Source organism: Rhodococcus sp. GXMU-t2271 (assembly GCF_041414735.1).
In the GTDB taxonomy this organism is placed as follows: Bacteria; Actinomycetota; Actinomycetes; order Mycobacteriales; family Mycobacteriaceae; genus Rhodococcus; species Rhodococcus indonesiensis.
In genome coordinates, this window is the sequence record NZ_JAUIZP010000009.1 from 110,789 (window position 1) to 129,803 (window position 19,015).

Genomic DNA, 19,015 nt, shown 5'->3' on the forward strand with positions numbered 1-19,015 from the left:
GCCGGTGATCCCGGCAGGGTGGCGAATCCACCACCCGGGGTGGCTGTCTCCCGGCATCCGGGTACGGGAGGATCGATCCAGTGAACACGCCGAATCCCGAAGGGAGGCATCATGACCGCCGTTGCCGAACCAGGTACCACCGACTCCGAACTGCCCCGTCTGCGCGCCGACATCGACAGCCTCGACACCGAGATTCTCGCCGTGGTGCGGCGCCGTGTCGCGCTCGAGCGACGGATCGGGCAGCTCCGGGTCGGGACGGGGGCGCCCCGCGTCACCCACGCCCACGACATGAGCGTGATCCGCCGCTACGCCGCCGAGCTGGGGGAGGACGGAACGGCCCTGGCCCTGGTGCTGCTGCGCCTGCGTTAGGGGTGCGGCGTCGCGGGTCGGGACTGCCCTCCTCTGCGCGGACGGCTTAGTCGCGGGCCAGCACGGCTACCGGAAGATCCGCGAACACCTCCGCCGGCGACACCGTTGCCGACAGCCGCCGCCCGGTGAGCCGGTCCACCCAGAGTCCCGGCGGCAGGTCGAGCGTCGTGTCGCCCCACCCGGTCTCCTCCAGGGTCACCGTGTGCCGCGAGGCGAGCGCCACCACGTCGACGTCGTCGGCCGCCGGGCCGCGCCCGAAGCCGATCAGGTGAGCGGCGGCCGGACCCGACGCGGACAGCGGGACGTAGGCACCACCGACGAAGCTCGCCGGCCGTTCGCGGCGCAACCGCAGCGCCGACCGCACCACCGCGAGCTTCGCGGTGCCGGCGTCGTCCACGGCCGGCGGCGCGTCCTGCTCGAGCAGCCGGCGTCTCGCGGCGAAGTCCACCGGCCGCCGGTTGTCCGGGTCGACGAGCGAGTCCTCCCACAACTCGGTGCCCTGGTACACGTCGGGGATGCCGGGTCCGAGCAGCTGCAGCAGCTTCTGCCCGAGCGAGTCCGCGGAGAAATGCGGGGCCAGCGACGCGACGAACTCGGTCAGCGACGCGCCGACCGGCCCGTCGCACACCGCGTCGAGCCAGGCCGCCACCGCGCCCTCGAACTCCTCGTCCACCTCGGTCCAGGTGGTCCGCAAGCCGTTCTCCCGCAGCGCTTTCCGGGCGTACTCGTGCAGCCGGGTCCGCAGCTCCTCCGTCACGCGACCGTCGCGCGGCCAGGCCCCGAAGACGTTCTGCCACAGGAACAGTCCCGAGGCGGCGTCCGGGGGCGGCGCGACCGATTCCCATTCGGACAGGCACGCCGCCCACAGCTGCGGCACCTGCGAGAGCACCCCGATACGGGCGCGGACGTCCTCGCCGCGCTTGGTGTCGTGGGTGGACAGCGACGTCATCGCCCGCGGCCACCACCGCGCCCGCTCCGACCAGGCGAGGTGGAACTCGGCGACGGGGAGCCCGAACCGGCCCGGGTGGCCGCCGACCTCCTGGAGCGAGACCAACCGTGCCGCGCGGTAGAACAGGCAGTCCTCGACGGCCTTGGCGGTCGCGGCGCCGCACACCTGCCCGAACCGGGCCGTCGCCTCTCCGCCCCGGGCCAGGGCCCGGGCCAGCACCTCGAGCGCGCGTTCGAGTGCGGGCTCGGCGCGGGCGCAGTCACCGAGGATGCGGGGCAGCATCCCGGCCAGCGGCGCGTAGTCGGACCGGTACACGGGCAGCTCCGCCACCACGGAGATCACCGCGTCGCGCAGGTGCTCGTCCGGACAGGTCGCATCGGCGGCGTCCCGGCGCACCGCCCGCACCAGCCGGCGCACCTCCGGTGCCAGCCCCGCCTGCAGCACCGCGCTCTTGATATGTCTCTCCTGCGCGTGCAGCCACTGCGCGTCGCCGGGGGCCCCGGTGCGATCGCGCGAGAGCGCGTCGAGGTCCTTCTCTCCACGCGGGTCGAGGAACACCGCACCGACCTCGCCGAGCGCGTCGTAGCCGGTGGTGCCGTCGACCGGCAGGGTCGGGTCGAGCGGTTCGCCGTCGCCGAGGATCTTCTCCACGACCAGCCAGCGGTCCGGGCCGACGAGCTCGCGCAACCGCCGCAGGTAACCGGTCGGATCGGCCAGACCGTCCGGATGATCCACGCGGACGCCGTCGGTGAGGTCGTCGTGCATCCACGACGCCACCTGGGTGTGCACCGCGTCGAACACCGCCGGATCCTCCACCCGCACCGCCGCGAGGTCGTCGACGGTGAAGAACCGGCGGTACCCGATCAGGCCGCTGTCCCACGGCACGAGCCGATACGCCTGCCGCGCATGTACTTCCGCTCCGGTTCCCGTGTCGGTGCCCGGGGCGACGGGGAAGCGCCGCTCGTAGTAGGCCAGCGTCGGCTCGTCGCCGGTGCGGTCGACGGTCAGGTCCTCGACGTCGGCGGCCGACCCCAGCACCGGCAGGGCGATCCGGCCGTCGCAGCCGTTGTCCGCGTCCCAGTCGATGTCGAAGTACGAGGCGTACGGCGAGTCGCGGCCGTGCCGCAACACGTCCCACCACCACGGGTTCTCGCGCGGATCGCCGACGCCGACGTGGTTGGGCACGATGTCGATCAGCAGACCCATCCCGCGGGAGCGGACCTCACGGGCGAGGGCCGCGAGACCCTCGCGGCCGCCGAGCGCCGCCGACACCGTCGTCGGATCCACCACGTCGTAACCGTGGGTCGAGCCGGCTGCGGCACTGAGCACCGGAGACAGGTACACGTGGGAGACGCCGAGCGCGTCGAGGTAGTCCACGAGTGCCACCGCGTCCGCGAACGTCGTCCCGTCGCCGGTGAGCTGCAGCCGATACGTCGACGACACCGGGCGCGGGCTCATGCGGTCCTCCGCATCACCAGCAGCGAACGGCCCTGCACCCGCACGGACTCCCCGGCGGTCACCACCTGCTCGCGCAGCCCGTCCGGCACGTCCGTGTCCAGCGCCACCGACCATTCGTCGGCGTGCGGGCCGTCGGGGGTGACGAAATCGATCGGCTCGTCGTGCGCGTTGAAGCACAGCAGGAACGAATCGTCGACGACCCGTTCGCCACGCTGGTTCGGCTCGTGGATGCCCTCGCCGTTGAGGAACACCGACAGCGACTTGCCGAACCCGCTGTCCCAGTCCTCCGGCGTCATCTCCTCGCCCGCCGGGGTACGCCAGGCGATGTCCCGGGACTGCTCGCCGCTGCGGATCGGGCGGCCCTCGAAGAACCGCCGTCGCCGGAACACCGGGTGGGCCCGGCGCAGCGCGATCACGTTGCGGGTGAACTCGAGCAGGTCCGCGTTCGTCTCCGCCAGTGACCAGTCCATCCAGGACAACTCGTTGTCCTGGCAGTAGACGTTGTTGTTGCCCTGCTGCGTGCGCCCGAACTCGTCGCCGTGCGCGAGCATGGGGGTGCCCTGGGACAGCATCAGCGTGGCCAGGATGTTGCGGCTCTGCCGCTGCCGCAGCGCGAGCACGTCCGCGTCGTCGGTCGGGCCCTCCACGCCGCAGTTCCACGAGCGGTTGTGCGACTCGCCGTCCATGTTGTTCTCGCCGTTGGCGTCGTTGTGCTTCTCGTTGTAGGAGACCAGGTCGGCGAGGGTGAAGCCGTCGTGTGCGGTGACGAAGTTGATCGAGGCGCTCGGCCGGCGGCCGGTGGCCTCGTACAGGTCCGACGAACCGGTGAGCCGGGAGGCGAACTCGCCGAGGGTGGCCGGTTCGCCGCGCCAGTAGTCCCGGACCGTGTCGCGGTACTTGCCGTTCCACTCGGTCCACAGGCCGGGGAAGTTGCCCACCTGGTAGCCGCCCTCACCGACGTCCCACGGCTCGGCGATCAGCTTGACCTGCGAGACGATCGGGTCCTGCTGCACGAGGTCGAAGAACGCGGACAGCCGGTCCACGTCGTGCAGCTCGCGGGCCAGGGTGGAGGCCAGGTCGAAACGGAATCCGTCGACGTGCATCTCGGTCACCCAGTAGCGCAGCGAATCCATGATCAGCTGCAGGGTGTGCGGATGGCGGGCGTTGAGGCTGTTGCCGGTGCCGGTGTAGTCCATGTAGTAGGACTTGTCGTCGTCGACCAGCCGGTAGTAGGCGGCGTTGTCGATGCCGCGGAAAGAGATGGTCGGCCCCATGTGGTTGCCCTCCGCGGTGTGGTTGTACACCACGTCGAGGATCACCTCGATGCCCGCCTCGTGGTAGGCGCGCACCATCGCCTTGAACTCGGCGACGACGCCGCTCGGGTTGCTGGCCGACGAGTAGTCCAGGTGCGGAGCCAGGAAGCCGAAGGTGTTGTAGCCCCAGTAGTTCCGCAGTCCACGGTCCAGCAGCACCTGATCGTGCATGAACTGGTGCACGGGCATCAGTTCGATCGCGGTGACCCCCAGGCTCTGGAGGTGCTCGATGATCACCGGGTGGGCCAGCCCGGCGTAGGTGCCGCGCAACTGCTCCGGCACCCCGGGGTGGGTCGCGGTCATGCCCTTCACATGGGCCTCGTAGATGACGGTCTCGTAGTAGGGCCGGCGCGGATGCCGGTCGGAGACCCAGTCGAAGAACGGGTTGATCACCACGGTCGTCATCGTGTGCCCGAGCGAATCCAGCTGGGGGAAATCGGGATTCGACGGCTCTTCGGGTTCGGTGGCGGACTCGGCCACCGTCTCGTTCTCGTCGCCCGACTCCGCGGTGGCCGCGCCCGGAGCACCGGAGGCGTCCTCCGCGGCTGCGTCCGACTGCTCCGGTTCCGACGGGGCCTCCTCGGCCTCGGACCCCGCCATCGCGTACGAGAACAGGGACGCATCCCCGTCGAACGCACCGTCGAAAGCCTTGCCGTAGGGGTCGAGCAGCAGCTTGCTCGGATCACAGCGCAGACCCTGCGCCGGATCGTAGGGGCCGTGGACCCGGTAACCGTAGCGCTGGCCGGGGGTCACCGTGGGTAGGTAGACGTGCCAGACGTTGCCGTCGACCTCCTCGATCGGCACGCGGGTCTCGGTGCCGTCCTTGGCGATCAGGCACAGTTCGACCTTCTCGGCGACCTCGGAGAAGAGGGCGAAGTTCGTCCCCGCCCCGTCGTAGGTCGCGCCGAGCGGATATGCGTTCCCCGGCCACACCGGGATCTCGGCCGGGAGGGCCTCGGTGGACGTGCTCGGCTCGGTGGGTTCCATGACCGCAACCCTAGCCGGATCCGCGGTCGTGCACGGACCGAGCGAGCCGGTCCGGCGCAGGTGCCGGCCGGGCCCGCGGCGCCGACGCCTACAGTCGATCCCCGTGACCGCCCGCCGCCTGAATCCCGACGAGGTCGCCGCGCTCGACGCGGCGCACCTGTGGCATCCCTACGGAGCCGTGCCCGCATCGACCGTCCCGCTCGTCGTCGACGAGGCACACGGCACCCGGCTGCGGCTGGGCGACGGCCGCGAACTCGTCGACGGCATGAGCTCGTGGTGGGCCGCCGTGCACGGATACCGCCACCCCGTCCTCGACGCGGCGGTCACGCGCCAGCTGGGGCGGATGAGCCACGTCATGTTCGGCGGGCTCACCCACGAGCCGGCCGCGCGACTCGCGGAGCTGCTCGTGCAGATCACCCCCGACGGCCTGGACAAGGTCTTCCTCGCCGATTCCGGGTCGGTGTCGGTGGAGGTCGCGGTCAAACTCGCCCTGCAGTACCAGCGCGCGGTGGGCCGGCCGGGGCGGCACCGGCTCATGACCTGGCGCGGCGGCTACCACGGCGACACGTTCGCGCCGATGAGCGTGTGCGACCCCGACGGCGGCATGCACTCGATGTGGACCGGAGTACTGCAGCGGCAGGTGTTCGCGCCGGCGCCCCCGCGCGAGTTCGACCCGGCGTACGTCGCCGAGTTCGAAGCCACGCTCGAGGCACACACCGACGAGCTCGCCGCCGTGATCGTCGAACCGGTGGTGCAGGGCGCGGGCGGCATGCGCTTCCACGATCCCCGCTACCTGACCGAGTTGCGCCGGATGTGCGACACCCACGGCCTGCTGCTGATCTTCGACGAGATCGCCACCGGGTTCGGCCGCACCGGCGAGCTGTTCGCCGCCGATCACGCGGCCGTCGCGCCGGACGTCATGTGCGTGGGCAAGGCGTTGACCGGCGGGTATCTGACGCTGGCGGCGGTGCTGTGCACCTCGGCGGTCGCCGAGGCGGTCAGCGCGGGCGAGGGCGGCGGCATCATGCACGGCCCGACGTTCATGGGCAATCCGCTCGCGTGCGCGGTGGCCGTCGCCGCCGTGGAGCTGCTGCTCTCGCGCGATTGGCGCGGCGAGGTGGCCGCGCTCGGCGAGGGCCTCGAAGCGGGTCTGGCGCCGGCGCGGGAGCTGCCGGGCGTGGTGGACGCGCGGGTGCTCGGTGGTATCGGCGTGCTCGAACTGGACCGACCGGTGGACATGCGCGCCGCGACGGCGGCCGCCGTCGCGGCCGGCGTGTGGCTGCGCCCGTTCCGCAACCTGATCTACGCGATGCCGCCGTACATCTGCACGGACGACGACATGCGGACGATCACCGCGGGGATGTGCGCCGCCGCCCGGACCTGACCCGGCGGCGGGGTGCCGGGCGAGCCGGTAACGCGCCCGCATTCCGACTTGAACAGTGTTCAGGTATGGTCTGCGGGCATGACCGTCTTCGCCAGCCTGGAATGGCTCGACGACGTCGCCGATGCCCGGCGCGCGGCGGGCCTGCGCCGCACCCTGCATCCGCGCACCCCGGCGCCGGGCATCGTCGACCTCGCCTCCAACGACTACCTCGGCCTCGTCCGGCACCCCGAGGTCCTCGCCGCCGCGACCGCCGCGCTGCGCCGCTGGGGCGGTGGCGCCACCGGGTCCCGCCTCGTCACCGGCACCACCAGCGAGCACGAACTGCTCGAGCGTGAACTCGCCGAGTTCACCGGCGCCGAGTCCGGTCTCGTGTTCGCCAGCGGGTACGCCGCCAACCTCGGCGCCGTCACCGCCCTCGCCGACCGCGACACCCTGATCGTCTCCGACGCGGGCTGCCACGCGTCCCTGGTCGACGCGTGCCGCCTCGCACGCGCACGGGTGCAGATCGCCCCGCACGCCGACGTCGACTTCGTACGGACGGCACTCGCGACCCGCATCGAGCGGCGTGCCCTCGTGCTCACCGACTCCGTCTTCAGCGCCGACGGGGACCTCGCGCCACTGCAGCAACTGCATGCGGCGTGCCGGGCGCACGACGCGCTGCTGCTCGTCGACGAGGCCCACGGGGTGGGAGTCCGGGGCGAGGGCGGCCGCGGACTCGTCCACGAGGCGGGGCTCGCCGGTGAACCGGACGTCGTGGTCACTGCGACGCTCTCGAAGTCCCTCGCGTCACAGGGAGGCGTGGTGCTCGCCGATGCTCGCGTGCGGGCACACCTGATCGACGCCGCCCGCACCTTCATCTTCGACACCGGTCTCGCGCCCGCCGCCGTCGGCGCCGCCCGCGGTGCGCTGCGCGTGCTGCGTGACGAGCCGCACCGGGCCCGAGCCGTGCTCGAGCGGGCCGCCGACCTGGCCAGGATCACCGGGGTCGCCACCCCCACGTCGGCGGTCGTGTCGGTGGTGCTCGGGGACCCACAGGTCGCGTTCGATGCCGCGCAGGCGTGCCGCAGCCGGGGAGTCCACGTCGGATGCTTCCGGCCGCCGTCCGTTCCCGAGGGCACGTCGCGGCTGCGGCTGACCGCCCGCGCGAACCTGGACGCCGACGAACTCGCCCACATCGACGACGTCCTCACCGATGTGCTGTCCGGAGCACGAGCATGACCGTCCTCTGTGTGACCGGCACGTCCACCGACGTGGGCAAGACCGTCGTCACGGCGGCCTACGCCGCGGTGGCCGCGGCGGCGGGGCTTCGGGTCGCCGTGTGCAAGCCGGCACAGACCGGAGTGGCCGACGACGCTCCCGGCGACCTCGCCGAGATCACCCGGCTCACCGGGGGCCGCGTGCACACCGTGGAGCTGGCCCGCTACCCGGAGCCCCTGGCGCCGGACACCGCGGCGCGGCGCAGCGGACGGCCGCTGCTGCGCCTGCCCGTCGTCGTCGCCGCCGTGCGCGCGCTCGCCGACGAGTACGACCTCGTTCTCGTCGAGGGCGCCGGGGGGCTGCTCGTCCGGCTGGGCAGGGACGGATTCACCCTCCTCGATGTCGCCGCCGCGGCGAGCGCTCCGGCCGTGGTGGTGGCGGCGCCCGCCCTGGGGACCCTGAACCACAGCGCGCTGACCGTCGCCGCGTTGAAGGCCGGAGGGGTCGACTGCGCAGGCGTGGTGATCGGTGCGTGGCCGGAGCAGCCCGGTCTGGCCGAGCAGTGCAATCTGCAGGATCTACCCGAGGTCACCGGGGTGCCCCTCCTCGGGCGCATTCCGGCGGGCAGTGGCGCCCTCGACGCCGTGTCCTTCGCCGAGCAGGCCACCCGCTGGCTGCCTGCCGACCGGCTCGGGATGCCGGTTCGGACCTGACCCCCTCCCCGCAGCGGCCGGCCTTGCGTACCGCCGCGCGTGCCGTAGGTGAACGAATGTGCGAAGACGGCGAGTTCGGGTAGGGTGTCCGATGCGGTTGAGACACCAGCCGTAGTGCCTGTGAGGACGCGTTCCGACGACGCGTCCCTACGTCAGTGCTACGCAGTGCTCGCCGCGTCCGGTGTCGACCGCTGCGTATCACCGACCGAGGCAGACCGGAAGTCGGTGTAGGAGACAGCGCAAGCGATGAGGGTGCTCGATCACCAGCAGTGCGGGACGGCCCACGAGCGGGCAGTCTCGCCCGACCACATTCTCGACGGCCCGCTCGGCCGGAACACCCCGTCCCGGTCCGGGACGCCGGGGGCAACGGTGTCGATCGTCGACGCCGACCCCACCACACCCGTCACCACCACGGACGGTCGCCGGCTCGGCACCGTCGCGCCCGATCGGCCCGGAGCCGGGGGAGGCCCTGTTGCTCCCCGCCGACGGGCTCACCCGGGCCGGCCCCGACGAACGGGAGAGATTCGGGGAAGAGAGCGACGTCGGATTCCCTGCGACGAGCGCGCCGGACTCCACCCCCGCCCGGCTCGTCGCCGAACTTTCGAAACCGGTTCCCGCCCGGCGCCCAGGACGACATCGTCCTGCTCGCCGTAGGTATACCCCCTCGACTCCGACCCTCGGGATCGGACCCGCTATCGCACAGGAGGACAGTGTCTTGCATGATGGACAGATGAACGAAGCGACTTCCGAACAGCCGATCATGGCCGTTTCCCAAGCGTGGAGCGGCGACATCGCGGTGCTGTCGGTGGCCGGTGACGTGGATCTGGTCAGCGCCCCGCAGCTCGAGGAGGAAGCCGTCGCCACCCTGGGCAACGACAAGTGCCGGGGCCTGATCGTGGACCTCGGTGCTGTGAACTTCCTCGCCTCGGTGGGCATCGCCGTACTGGTCGACCTGTCGAAGAAGACCGCGGGCACGACTCCCTACGCCGTCGTCGCGCAGGGTTCGGCCACCGCCCGGCCGCTGTCACTGCTCGGGCTGGACGAGGTGTTCCCGATCCACAGCCGCCTCGACGAGGCGCTGGCCGCTCTGCAGGCCGACAAAGCCGGCACGGAGGCGTGAGCCGGTCGAGCCGCGCAGGCTCGACCGGACGTGTCCGGGGCGTGATCCTGTCGGACCTGGCGACGACGAGGGAACGAGGATGCAGACGCGAGGCGTAGCACCGGCCTTTCTGGCGACCGGCCTGTATTTCCGCGGGGTCCGTGCCGAGGCCTCACAGGTGACGATGCTGCGGCAGGCGCTCGACCGCTGGCTCAGCGGCTTGCGGCTCGCCGAGGTCGGTGGTCAGGACGTGCTGCTGGCCAGTTACGAGGCGCTCGCGAACGCCGTGGAGCACGCGTACGTCGCGACCGACGGTGACGGCACGGTCGACCTGGAGGCGAAGTACTCGCCGCAGGACCGGTGTGTGGAGATCGTCGTCACCGATCACGGGCACTGGCGGGAGTCGGACACCCCGGCGGCCGGTACCTCCCGGGGACACGGCCTGGCTCTGATCCGGAATCTGGCCGCGGATACCGACCTGGCCGTCAACCCCGACGGCACGCAGGTGGCGATGCGCTGGCAGCTGCCCTAGGGGAGTTCGACGGTCACCGGCCGACGCGAGTCGGGTGGGCGCCCTCGTCACCACGAACGGATTCCGGCCCCGACGCTTCGCGCGTCGGGGCCGGAATCCGTTCCGGGAAGAAACCTCAGGCAGGTTGCGGGTGCCGACGGCTGCCGGCGTCGCCGCTCGCGGCGAACACCGAGGTGCACACGGTCCCGAGGGGGGCCGTCACGTCTCGCGCCGGAGAGGCCCCCACATCGGCCGGCACGCCGCGACCGGCGAGTGCGGCGAGTATCCGTTCGGGAGCGTCGTGCACGCAGACGCACGGAACGCCTGCGGCGCGCACGGCCTGCATCGTCATCGCCTCGGCAGCGGAGCACGCGCCGTCGAGCACTTCCTCGGCGACGATCGCGCACACCACCCGGCCTCCGGCGAAGGCATCGGTGAGTCCGAATCCGTGCTCCCGTGCCCAGCTCCGCAGCTCGGCCCCGCGGGCGCCGTCGAGCACCCGGGAGCAGTCGCCGACGATCAGCAGTTCGCCGGCCGATCCCCCCTCGAACGATCCTGAAGTCATCTGATCCCCTGCTTTCCGTATCGACGTCGTCGACCTCATGCGCGTCCGGTTCCGGCCGACTGCTCGTCGGTGCGTGGTTCGGCGAACATCGCCTCGATGTGGCGCTTGATCTCCTCGGTGCTCATGGCCGAGCCGGCAGTGGCCGTTGCTCGGCGGGAGGCGGCGGAGGCGAACAAGGTGGTCTGCATGACGTTTCTCTGTCCTAACTCTCTTCAGCGCGTGCTGCTTTCACAGTGGCATCCAAGTCTTCCCGGAGCGCGGGTTTTCGAAACCTGTAACGGACATTTCACATTTTCTGGCCCGTTCTGTCCGGATCCGGCTCGGCGCCCCGTGCGGTCACGACGCGTGCGCGTCGATGGCCGGATTCGCATGCGAGGCCGCACGAATGTCGTACTGTGATAGCTGTCACATCGAGTCGGCAGGTGTCGACGTGCCGACGACCTCTCGGAGGTACGAATGTCCACCACCGAAATGCAGGAACTGCACCGCACCATCGGTCACCTGCGGCACTGTCTGACCTCGCTCCGGTCGAGGTACGGCGACGCCGCCGCCGTGCGTCGTCTGGTCAACGACGTGGACCGGCTCGACATCGACGCGCAGGACCTGGCGGCCTCCCCACCGCGTGAGGCGTCTCGGCCGGTCGGCGAGCGGATCCCGATCCCCGACACCCCGTACGACGAGATCTTCCGCGGCGTCGACTGCGACGACGAGGGGCTCGGCGGCCTGCACGGCTCGCGGTGAGCGTGCCGGCGGCAGGCACCGGCGTGCGCTCCGCGACGCGGGCTCGGATCGCGGCGCGCACGCTACGTACCGACCGGTGGTGGCAACCGCCGCTGCTCACCACGCTGGGACTGGCCGTCTTCGTCGTGTACGCGACGATCCGGTCGTTCGTGCGCACCGCGTACTGGGTCGAGGAGTACCACTACCTCACGCCGTTCTACTCACCGTGCGTCAGTGCGTCGTGCGTGCCCGGCGCCCGGCACTTCGGCACATGGGTGGGTGAGCTGCCCATGTGGATCCCGCTGGCGTTCCTGTCGCTGCCGTTCCTGCTCGGGTTCCGGCTGACGTGCTACTACTACCGCAAGGCCTACTACCGCTCGATCTGGCTGGCGCCGCCGGCCTGCGCCGTCGCCGAGCCGCATGCCCGGTACACGGGGGAGACGCGGTTGCCGCTGCTGATCCAGAACTCGCACCGCTACTTCTTCTATGCCGCGCTCGTCATCTCGGCGATCAACACCTACGACGCGATCCTCGCGTTCCACGGCGCCGGGGGCGGCTTCGGGTTCGGGCTCGGCAACGTCATCCTGGTGGTGAACGTCGTACTGCTGTGGGCATACACCGTCTCGTGCCACTCGTGCCGGCACGTCACCGGCGGCCGGCTCAAACATTTCTCGAAACACCCGCTGCGCTACCGGATCTGGACGTTCGTCTCCAGACTCAACACCCGGCACATGCAGCTGGCGTGGACCACGCTGGGCACCCTGATGATCACGGATTTCTACATCATGCTCGTGGCGAGCGGCACCATTTCGGACCTGCGGTTCGTCGGCTGAGCTACGACGCCGGCCCGGGCGCCTGCCGCGGGCGGTTCGGCAGCAGAGGAGGACTGGATGGCGGACGTCGAACGGCACAGCTACGACGTAGTGGTCATCGGCGCGGGTGGGGCGGGGCTGCGTGCCGTCATCGAGGCGCGTCAGCGCGGACTGCGGGTCGCGGTCGTGTGCAAGTCGCTGTTCGGCAAGGCCCACACCGTCATGGCGGAAGGCGGCTGCGCCGCCGCGATGGGCAACGCCAACCCGCACGACTCGTGGCAGGTGCACTTCCAGGACACCATGCGCGGAGGGAAGTTCCTCAACAACTGGCGCATGGCCGAGCTCCATGCGCGCGAGGCCCCCGACCGGGTGTGGGAACTCGAGACCTACGGTGCGTTGTTCGACCGCACCCCCGACGGCCGGATCAGCCAGCGCAACTTCGGTGGTCACACCTACCCTCGGCTCGCGCACGTCGGCGACCGCACCGGGCTCGAGCTGATCCGCACGATGCAGCAGAAGATCGTGTCGCTCCAGCAGGAGGACTACGCCGCCACCGGCGACTACGACGCCCGTGTGCGGGTGTTCGCCGAGTGCACCGTCACCGAACTGCTGAAGGACGGCGAGGGCCGCATCGCCGGTGCGTTCGGGTACTGGCGCGAGTCCGGCCGGTTCGTGCTGTTCGAGGCCCCCGCCGTCGTCCTCGCCACCGGCGGGATCGGCAAGTCCTGGAAGGTCACGTCGAATTCGTGGGAGTACACCGGCGACGGTCATGCGCTTGCGCTGCGGGCCGGGGCCGCCCTGATCAACATGGAGTTCGTCCAGTTCCACCCCACCGGGATGGTGTGGCCGCCGAGCGTCAAGGGCATCCTCGTCACCGAGGGGGTGCGCGGTGACGGTGGGGTGCTGAAGAACTCCGAGGACGAACGGTTCATGTTCTCCTACATTCCGCCGGTGTTCAAAGGCCAGTACGCCGAGACGGAGGAAGAGGCCGACCGCTGGTACACCGACCAGGAGAACAATCGCCGCACCCCGGACCTGTTGCCGCGCGACGAGGTGGCCCGCGCCATCAATTCCGAGGTCAAGGCCGGTCGTGGCACCCCGCACGGCGGGGTGTTCCTCGACATCGCCTCGCGCATGCCCGCCGAGGAGATCGTCCGGCGACTGCCGTCGATGCACCACCAGTTCAAGGAACTCGCCGACGTCGACATCACCGCCGAGGCGATGGAGGTCGGTCCCACCTGCCACTACGTGATGGGCGGGATCGAGGTCGATCCCGAGACCGGGGCCGCGTCCGTGCCCGGCCTGTTCGCCGCCGGCGAGTGCTCCGGCGGGATGCACGGATCGAACCGGCTCGGCGGCAACTCCCTGTCGGATCTGCTGGTGTTCGGTCGGCGCGCCGGTCTCGGCGCCGCCGACTACGTGCAGGGCCTCGGACACCGTCCACGCATCGCGGAGGCGGACGTCGCCGCGGCGGCGCGCACGGCGCTGGCCCCCTTCGATCCCGCCGAGCCCGCGACGGCGGAGAACCCGTACACCCTGCACACCGGGTTGCAGCAGTGCATGCAGGACCTGGTGGGCATCATCCGGCGCGCCGACGAGATCGCCCGCGCCCTCGACGATCTCGCTGCGTTGCGGGCACGGATCCGCAGCGTCGCCGTGGAGGGTCACCGGCAGTTCAATCCCGGCTGGCACCTCGCGCTGGATCTACGCAACATGCTGCTGGTGAGCGAGTGCGTGGCCCGGGCGGCGTTGCTGCGCACCGAGAGCCGGGGCGGGCACACCCGCGACGACCACCCGTCGATGGACCCGAACTGGCGCCGGACGCTGCTGGTGTGCCGCACGGGCGACGGCGGCGGATCGATCCCGGATGTCACCGTCGCGCCCGAGCGTCAGGTGCCCATGCGTCCGGACCTGTTGGCACTCTTCGATGTCGAGGAACTCGCCAAGTACTACACCGACGACGAACTCGCGGAACATCCGGGACGGAGGCCGTAGCCATGGGCTACCGAGCGGCATTCAGGATCTGGCGCGGCGACGACGGGGGCGGCGAACTGCGCGACTACGCCGTCGAGGTGAACGAGGGGGAGGTCGTTCTCGACATCGTCCACCGGTTGCAGGCCACCCAGGCCCCCGACCTGGCGGTGCGATGGAACTGCAAGGCGGGCAAGTGCGGGTCCTGCTCGGCGGAGGTCAACGGCCGTCCACGGCTGCTGTGCATGACCCGGATGTCGGTCTTCGCGGAGGACGAGGTGGTGACCGTGACTCCGCTGCGCACCTTCCCGGTGATCCGGGACCTGGTCACCGACGTGTCCTTCAACTACGCCAAGGCCCGGGAGATCCCGGCGTTCGCGCCCCCGCCCGACCTGGCGCCCGGGGAGTACCGGATGCAGCAGATCGACGTGCAGCGGTCGCAGGAGTTCCGCAAGTGCATCGAGTGCTTCCTGTGCCAGAACGTCTGCCACGTGGTGCGCGACCACGAGGAGAACAAGGAGGCGTTCGCCGGGCCCCGGTACCTGATGCGGATCGCCGAACTCGAGATGCATCCGCTCGACGTGGCCGACCGGCGCACCTCCGCTCAGGAAGAGCACGGACTGGGGCTGTGCAACATCACCAAGTGCTGCACCGAGGTGTGCCCGGAGAACATCCACATCACGGACAACGCGCTGATCCCGATGAAGGAACGCGTCGTCGACCGTCGCTACGACCCGATCGTCTGGCTCGGAAACAAGCTGTTCCGGCGCTGAACGGCCCGCCCGAATGTCACATTCGTTCAGTTGGACTGCACCGGTGTGACATTCGGTCCGGGCGACGTGGCGCCGCCCGTGTGCAAGCGGGTGCGGATGCCGTCGACGAACAGGGTCAAGCCGAAATCGAAGCGCACGGCCGGATCCCCGTCCAGCAGGTCGTCGTCCGAACCGGCCGCGGTCTCGGTGGAGACGTCGGGGGAGACGGGCCTGCGGGTCAGTGCCCCGAGTTCGGCGAGTTGCAGGCGGGACTGCTCGTCGACGGTGTGGCCGAGGACGTAGTGCAGCAGCGCATAGCCGGCGAGTTCGGCGTGTGCCCGGGACAGCCGGGCGCGTAGACCCGCGGCGACGAACGCCTCGCGCACCCGCGCGGTGGTCAGGCGCGATGCGTAGGTCGCGGCGACGAGTTCCGCGCCGTCCCGGTGCGCGAGCAGTGCGGCGCGGAACCGATGCGCGAGTTCGGAGAGGGCGCCGTCCCAGGTGGGTGCGGTGGGCGGGGCCGCGACGCCGTCGAGGATGCGATCGGCCATCGCCCCGAGCAGGGTCTGCTTGTTCGGGAAGTGCCAGTACAGGGCGCCGGGTTGGACGCCGAGCGAGGTGGCGAGCTTGCGCATCGTCAGATCGCCGAGACCGTACTCGTCGAGGATCGCCATCGCGCCGTCGAGGACGTCGCCGCGTCGCAACTGCACCGTTCGCTCCCGTCTGGTTCCCGAGCATCCGTCGCGTTGACAGTAGACCACCGCCACCCTAGCCTGAACATCGTTCAAGTGAACGGTGTTCAAGTTTGCCGTGACCCGCATCCTCCAGGAGACTCCCGTGACCCAGGCCCCCGCCCGTGCCGACATCCTCGCCCTCGCCCGCGAACAGGTGCTGGGGCGCGGCGAGGGACTCGATCGCGAGCAGGTGCTCGAGGTGCTGCGGCTGCCCGACGACCGGCTCGAGGAGCTGCTCGGCCTGGCCCACGAGGTCCGGATGACCTGGTGCGGCCCCGAGGTCGAGGTCGAGGGCATCATCAGCCTCAAGACCGGCGGCTGCCCCGAGGACTGCCACTTCTGCTCCCAGTCGGGACTGTTCGCCTCCCCGGTCCGCTCGGCATGGCTCGACATCCCCAGCCTCGTCGAGGCCGCCAAGCAGACGGCCAAGACCGGTGCCACCGAGTTCTGCATCGTCGCCGCCGTCCGAGGGCCCGACGCACGCCTGATGGCCCAGGTCGCCGCCGGTGTCGAAGCGATCCGCAACGAGGTCGACATCCAGGTGGCCTGTTCGCTCGGCATGCTCACCCGGGAGCAGGTCGACCAGCTCGCCGCGATGGGAGTGCACCGCTACAACCACAACCTCGAAACCGCCCGCTCCTTCTTCCCCCAGGTCGTCACCACCCACACCTGGGAGGAGCGGTGGGAGACGCTGCGGATGGTCCGTGAGGCCGGTATGGAGGTGTGCTGCGGCGGAATCCTCGGCATGGGGGAGACGCTCGAGCAGCGTGCCGAATTCGCCGCCGACCTCGCCGCCCTCGAGCCCGACGAGGTGCCGCTGAACTTCCTCAACCCGCGCCCGGGCACCCCGTTCGGGGACCTCGAGGTCCTGCCGGCGGCGGAGGCGCTCAAGGCCGTTGCCGCGTTCCGGCTCGCGCTGCCGCGCACCATCCTGCGCTTCGCCGGCGGCCGCGAGATCACCCTCGGCGATCTCGGCGCCAAGCAGGGCATCCTCGGCGGCATCAATGCCGTCATCGTCGGCAACTACCTCACCACCCTCGGCCGGCCCGCCGAGTCCGACCTCGACCTGCTCGGCGAGCTGAAGATGCCGATCAAGGCGCTCGGCGAGACCTTCTAGGAGGCCGGCGTGTTCAATCCGTTCACCGGCCGGCCCGTCGACGAGGGCGCCCCGGTCCCGGCCGCAGCCCGGCTCGGTCTCGAGCCGCCCCGTTTCTGCGAGCAGTGCGGACGACGGATGATCGTGCAGATCGCCCCCGACGGCTGGTGGGCCCGGTGCTCACGGCACGGGATGCTCGACTCGAGCCTGACCGAACGTCGCTGAGGCGGACTCAGTCGAGGACGGCGGTCGCTTCGACTTCGACGAGTACATCCGGCTCGAACAAGTAGTCCACGCCGAGGAGGGAGGCCGGCGGCATCGGCACGGGAAATCCGATCTCCTCGGCGACCTGCTCGATGCCGGCCATGAAGTCGGTGATCTTCTCCGGCGCCCAGTTCGTGACGTAGAAGGTCAGCCGCAGGACGTCGCCGAACCCCGCCCCGGCACCGGCCAGTCCGGTTGCTGTGTTCCGTAAGGCCTGGGCGACCTGTCCCGCCAGATCGCCGGGTGAGACGGGGGTTCCGTCCGCGAGCCGGGCGATCTGGCCGGCGACGTGGACGTGGCGGGTGCCCGTGCCGACGGCGACGTGGTGGTACGGGGTGGGCTGCGTCATGCCTTCGGGGGTCAGGTATCGGACGGTCATAGGTGCTCCTCGATCATCGATCCGAACAGGTACCCCAGTGATACTTGGTTTCTGGCGGTCACTTCAACGAGACTAGGTGTCATGCGTGATACCGCCTCCGACGACGTCGGTGCATTCACCGTCACTGCACCGCATCGCGAGCTACTCGATCAGATCCTCGACAAGTGGTCGTTGGCGGTGTGCAACGAGCTGTGCGAGCGCCCGAGCCGGTTCAACGAGCTGCGGCGCGCGATCCCCGCGGTGACGCAGAAGTCGCTGACCGCGACCCTGCGTCGTCTCGAACGCAACGGTATCGTCGAGCGCACGCTCCTCAGCTCCCGTCCGGTCGCGGTCGAATACCGGATGACCCCGCTCGGCAAGACGCTCCGCCCACCGGTCGACGTCCTCCTCGCGTGGGCCGACACACACCTACCCGAAATCGACGCCGCCCGCGCACGCTTCGATACCGAGTCGGACCTCGCCTGAGGCGCCAGGTCCGGGGTCTCACAGATCAGGGGAGCGCCGGAGCGTGCCGACCGTGTGCTCGGCAGGGCACGTTGGCAAGGGGTCGTGGTGATCGGTCCGGTCCGGGGTCGCGCCGTCAGTCGTGGTCGGCGGCGGCAGAAGTGCGACGCCGGATGCCGTCGGGGATCGACGCGCGCGCTGCGTCCGACTCGTGCGCCGGGAGCGCGGCCAACGCTGCGAGGAGCTCGTCGGGGAGGGTCGTTCGGTTCCGATCCGGTCGCGCCGGCCCACTGGTCGGGCCAGGTGAACAGCGGCGCAAGGCGAGCAGCAGCGAGCGCGTGCTCGAACAGCAGCGGCGCGTACTGCTCGACCAGGTCCGCGGCCGGGTGCCACGCGGGCTTGCCCTGCGCGCTCGTCCACGACCCGGACGTGTCGTCGGTGCCGGGCGCGAGGACGTCGGCACCGTGCTCCCCGTGAACGAGTCGGACCCGGACCGACACTGAGAGCCGAACAGGCACCGGGTGTGCCCGGGCCGTCGGCACCGGTCAACCCGGCGGGCGCAGGGCGGCAAACTCATCGGTGACGCGCAGGCGCGACTCGGTGAAGCGGAACAGCGCCGGAGGGCGGCCGCCGGCCCGGCCGGACGGCGCGGTGGTGCCGGTGGGGGTCAGGACGTCGCGGCGTTTGAGTACGCGCTGCAGGTTCGTGGCATCCACCTGGTACCCGAGTGCCGCACAATAGATCTCGCGCAGCGTGGACATGGCGAACTCGGCCGGGGCCAGCCCGAACGCGATATTGGTGTACGAGAGCTTGGCGGCCAGTCGGGTGCGCGCGTTCTCGACCATGATTCCGTGGTCGAAGGACATCGCCGGCAGGTCCGAGACGGGATGCCAGGCGGTGTCCTCGGGCAGCCGGGGATCGGAGGAGATGGGCACCAGTCCGAGGTAGGTCGAGGCAATCGTGCGCGGTCCCGGCACGCGGTGCGGATCGGAGAACACCGACAACTGCTCGAGGTGCGCGACCTCGCGCACGTCGACCTTCTCGGCCAGCTGGCGACGCGCCGAGGTGGTGAGGTCCTCGTCGTGGTGGAGGCGGCCGCCGGGCAGCGACCAGGTACCCGCCTGCGGGTCGAGAGCGCGCTGCCACAGCAGCACTCCGAGCTCGGTCTTCGTGCCCCCGTGGGTGTCCGGGAAGCGGCGGACCTGGAACACGACGATGAGCACTTCGTGAAGGGTGCTACCATGTGTCATGTTTTCGATCCTAAGTCGAAAACCCTCGAAAACGGAAATCCGGGCACA

At 70.5% G+C, this 19,015-nt stretch carries 20 protein-coding genes; 13 read left to right on the forward strand and 7 right to left on the reverse strand.

What is annotated here, in order from left to right; genetic code table 11:
- Positions 1 to 111: 111 nt before the first annotated feature.
- A complete protein-coding gene (locus QYS60_RS04695) occupies positions 112 to 369 on the forward strand; it encodes a chorismate mutase (protein ID WP_054374703.1) in 258 nt (85 codons plus the stop codon).
- Between the two features lie 46 nt (positions 370 to 415).
- Here the strand turns inward: QYS60_RS04695 and treY are convergent, their stop codons facing one another.
- Together treY and glgX are read right to left on the reverse strand one after the other, a co-directional pair.
- Positions 416 to 2,776: a malto-oligosyltrehalose synthase gene (gene treY / locus QYS60_RS04700; RefSeq protein WP_371382547.1), complete on the reverse strand. Its 2,361-nt coding sequence runs from the start codon at positions 2,774 to 2,776 to the stop codon at positions 416 to 418.
- A complete protein-coding gene (gene glgX / locus QYS60_RS04705; RefSeq protein ID WP_289378333.1) occupies positions 2,773 to 5,076 on the reverse strand; it encodes a glycogen debranching protein GlgX in 2,304 nt (767 codons plus the stop codon). Before glgX ends, treY begins: the two co-directional genes overlap by 4 nt.
- A gap of 103 nt (positions 5,077 to 5,179) precedes the next feature.
- Here glgX and QYS60_RS04710 point away from each other — a divergent pair, with 103 nt between their 5' ends.
- From QYS60_RS04710 to QYS60_RS04730, 5 genes are all read left to right on the forward strand, one after another.
- Positions 5,180 to 6,460: an adenosylmethionine--8-amino-7-oxononanoate transaminase gene (locus tag QYS60_RS04710; RefSeq protein WP_371382548.1), complete on the forward strand. Its 1,281-nt coding sequence runs from the start codon at positions 5,180 to 5,182 to the stop codon at positions 6,458 to 6,460.
- 78 nt (positions 6,461 to 6,538) lie between these two features.
- Positions 6,539 to 7,678, forward strand: coding sequence for an 8-amino-7-oxononanoate synthase (locus tag QYS60_RS04715; RefSeq protein ID WP_371382549.1), 1,140 nt, complete (start codon positions 6,539 to 6,541; stop codon positions 7,676 to 7,678).
- Positions 7,675 to 8,370, forward strand: a complete 696-nt coding sequence (bioD, locus tag QYS60_RS04720) for a dethiobiotin synthase (RefSeq protein ID WP_371382550.1) — start codon at positions 7,675 to 7,677, stop codon at positions 8,368 to 8,370. The genes QYS60_RS04715 and bioD overlap by 4 nt, the downstream gene beginning before the upstream one ends.
- A gap of 730 nt (positions 8,371 to 9,100) precedes the next feature.
- A complete protein-coding gene (locus tag QYS60_RS04725) occupies positions 9,101 to 9,490 on the forward strand; it encodes an STAS domain-containing protein (RefSeq protein ID WP_003935836.1) in 390 nt (129 codons plus the stop codon).
- 79 nt (positions 9,491 to 9,569) lie between these two features.
- Positions 9,570 to 10,001 (forward strand): ATP-binding protein, encoded by a 432-nt coding sequence (locus tag QYS60_RS04730; protein WP_054374699.1) that lies wholly within the window; start codon positions 9,570 to 9,572, stop codon positions 9,999 to 10,001.
- Positions 10,002 to 10,116: 115 nt separating this feature from the next.
- Here the strand turns inward: QYS60_RS04730 and QYS60_RS04735 are convergent, their stop codons facing one another.
- Both QYS60_RS04735 and QYS60_RS04740 read right to left on the reverse strand, forming a co-directional pair.
- The gene (locus QYS60_RS04735) at positions 10,117 to 10,545 is read right to left on the reverse strand and encodes a hypothetical protein (RefSeq protein ID WP_371382551.1); all 429 of its coding nucleotides are present in this window, start codon (positions 10,543 to 10,545) and stop codon (positions 10,117 to 10,119) included.
- Between the two features lie 35 nt (positions 10,546 to 10,580).
- The gene (locus tag QYS60_RS04740) at positions 10,581 to 10,733 is read right to left on the reverse strand and encodes a hypothetical protein (protein ID WP_003935833.1); all 153 of its coding nucleotides are present in this window, start codon (positions 10,731 to 10,733) and stop codon (positions 10,581 to 10,583) included.
- Positions 10,734 to 11,001: 268 nt separating this feature from the next.
- Between QYS60_RS04740 and QYS60_RS04745 the strand changes: the two genes are divergently transcribed.
- Genes QYS60_RS04745 through QYS60_RS04760 form a run of 4 tightly spaced genes read left to right on the forward strand, consistent with a single transcriptional unit; the run spans position 11,002 to position 14,821 of the window.
- Complete coding sequence (locus tag QYS60_RS04745) at positions 11,002 to 11,286, forward strand: hypothetical protein (RefSeq protein WP_003935832.1); 285 nt, start codon at positions 11,002 to 11,004, stop codon at positions 11,284 to 11,286.
- Positions 11,283 to 12,098 (forward strand): hypothetical protein, encoded by an 816-nt coding sequence (locus QYS60_RS04750; RefSeq protein ID WP_371382552.1) that lies wholly within the window; start codon positions 11,283 to 11,285, stop codon positions 12,096 to 12,098. The genes QYS60_RS04745 and QYS60_RS04750 overlap by 4 nt, the downstream gene beginning before the upstream one ends.
- A 57-nt stretch (positions 12,099 to 12,155) precedes the next feature.
- Complete coding sequence (locus QYS60_RS04755; RefSeq protein ID WP_371382554.1) at positions 12,156 to 14,072, forward strand: fumarate reductase/succinate dehydrogenase flavoprotein subunit; 1,917 nt, start codon at positions 12,156 to 12,158, stop codon at positions 14,070 to 14,072.
- Between the two features lie 2 nt (positions 14,073 to 14,074).
- Entirely contained in the window at positions 14,075 to 14,821 is a 747-nt protein-coding gene (locus QYS60_RS04760; RefSeq protein ID WP_003935829.1) for a succinate dehydrogenase/fumarate reductase iron-sulfur subunit, read from the forward strand.
- Between the two features lie 26 nt (positions 14,822 to 14,847).
- Here QYS60_RS04760 and QYS60_RS04765 read toward each other — a convergent pair whose 3' ends face one another.
- Positions 14,848 to 15,510, reverse strand: a complete 663-nt coding sequence (locus QYS60_RS04765) for a TetR/AcrR family transcriptional regulator C-terminal domain-containing protein (protein ID WP_289378323.1) — start codon at positions 15,508 to 15,510, stop codon at positions 14,848 to 14,850.
- A 127-nt stretch (positions 15,511 to 15,637) separates the two neighbouring features.
- On the opposite strand from QYS60_RS04765, the gene bioB reads away from it, so the two are divergent.
- Positions 15,638 to 16,651 carry a biotin synthase BioB gene (gene bioB / locus QYS60_RS04770; RefSeq protein WP_289378322.1) on the forward strand — a complete coding sequence of 338 codons (1,014 nt, stop codon included), beginning with the start codon at positions 15,638 to 15,640 and terminating at the stop codon, positions 16,649 to 16,651.
- Positions 16,652 to 16,660: 9 nt separating this feature from the next.
- Positions 16,661 to 16,855 (forward strand): hypothetical protein, encoded by a 195-nt coding sequence (locus QYS60_RS04775; RefSeq protein WP_003935826.1) that lies wholly within the window; start codon positions 16,661 to 16,663, stop codon positions 16,853 to 16,855.
- A gap of 7 nt (positions 16,856 to 16,862) precedes the next feature.
- On the opposite strand, the gene QYS60_RS04780 is transcribed toward QYS60_RS04775, so the two are convergent.
- Positions 16,863 to 17,273, reverse strand: coding sequence for a RidA family protein (locus tag QYS60_RS04780; RefSeq protein ID WP_003935825.1), 411 nt, complete (start codon positions 17,271 to 17,273; stop codon positions 16,863 to 16,865).
- An 81-nt stretch (positions 17,274 to 17,354) separates the two neighbouring features.
- On the opposite strand from QYS60_RS04780, the gene QYS60_RS04785 reads away from it, so the two are divergent.
- A complete protein-coding gene (locus QYS60_RS04785) occupies positions 17,355 to 17,738 on the forward strand; it encodes a helix-turn-helix domain-containing protein (protein WP_289378320.1) in 384 nt (127 codons plus the stop codon).
- A gap of 524 nt (positions 17,739 to 18,262) precedes the next feature.
- Here QYS60_RS04785 and QYS60_RS04790 read toward each other — a convergent pair.
- Entirely contained in the window at positions 18,263 to 18,967 is a 705-nt protein-coding gene (locus QYS60_RS04790; RefSeq protein WP_371382555.1) for an NUDIX domain-containing protein, read from the reverse strand.
- Positions 18,968 to 19,015 lie beyond the last annotated feature (48 nt).

Bases quoted from the DNA above. Each gene is read 5' to 3' on its own strand.
- QYS60_RS04695 (WP_054374703.1), top strand. From the start codon at position 112: ATGACCGCCGTTGCCGAACCAGGTACCACCGACTCCGAACTGCCCCGT.
- treY (WP_371382547.1), bottom strand. From the start codon at position 2,776: ATGAGCCCGCGCCCGGTGTCGTCGACGTATCGGCTGCAGCTCACCGGC.
- glgX (WP_289378333.1), bottom strand. From the start codon at position 5,076: ATGGAACCCACCGAGCCGAGCACGTCCACCGAGGCCCTCCCGGCCGAG.
- QYS60_RS04715 (WP_371382549.1), top strand. From the start codon at position 6,539: ATGACCGTCTTCGCCAGCCTGGAATGGCTCGACGACGTCGCCGATGCC.
- bioD (WP_371382550.1), top strand. From the start codon at position 7,675: ATGACCGTCCTCTGTGTGACCGGCACGTCCACCGACGTGGGCAAGACC.
- QYS60_RS04725 (WP_003935836.1), top strand. From the start codon at position 9,101: ATGAACGAAGCGACTTCCGAACAGCCGATCATGGCCGTTTCCCAAGCG.
- QYS60_RS04730 (WP_054374699.1), top strand. From the start codon at position 9,570: ATGCAGACGCGAGGCGTAGCACCGGCCTTTCTGGCGACCGGCCTGTAT.
- QYS60_RS04735 (WP_371382551.1), bottom strand. From the start codon at position 10,545: ATGACTTCAGGATCGTTCGAGGGGGGATCGGCCGGCGAACTGCTGATC.
- QYS60_RS04740 (WP_003935833.1), bottom strand. From the start codon at position 10,733: ATGCAGACCACCTTGTTCGCCTCCGCCGCCTCCCGCCGAGCAACGGCC.
- QYS60_RS04745 (WP_003935832.1), top strand. From the start codon at position 11,002: ATGTCCACCACCGAAATGCAGGAACTGCACCGCACCATCGGTCACCTG.
- QYS60_RS04755 (WP_371382554.1), top strand. From the start codon at position 12,156: ATGGCGGACGTCGAACGGCACAGCTACGACGTAGTGGTCATCGGCGCG.
- QYS60_RS04760 (WP_003935829.1), top strand. From the start codon at position 14,075: ATGGGCTACCGAGCGGCATTCAGGATCTGGCGCGGCGACGACGGGGGC.
- QYS60_RS04780 (WP_003935825.1), bottom strand. From the start codon at position 17,273: ATGACCGTCCGATACCTGACCCCCGAAGGCATGACGCAGCCCACCCCG.
- QYS60_RS04785 (WP_289378320.1), top strand. From the start codon at position 17,355: ATGCGTGATACCGCCTCCGACGACGTCGGTGCATTCACCGTCACTGCA.
- QYS60_RS04790 (WP_371382555.1), bottom strand. From the start codon at position 18,967: ATGACACATGGTAGCACCCTTCACGAAGTGCTCATCGTCGTGTTCCAG.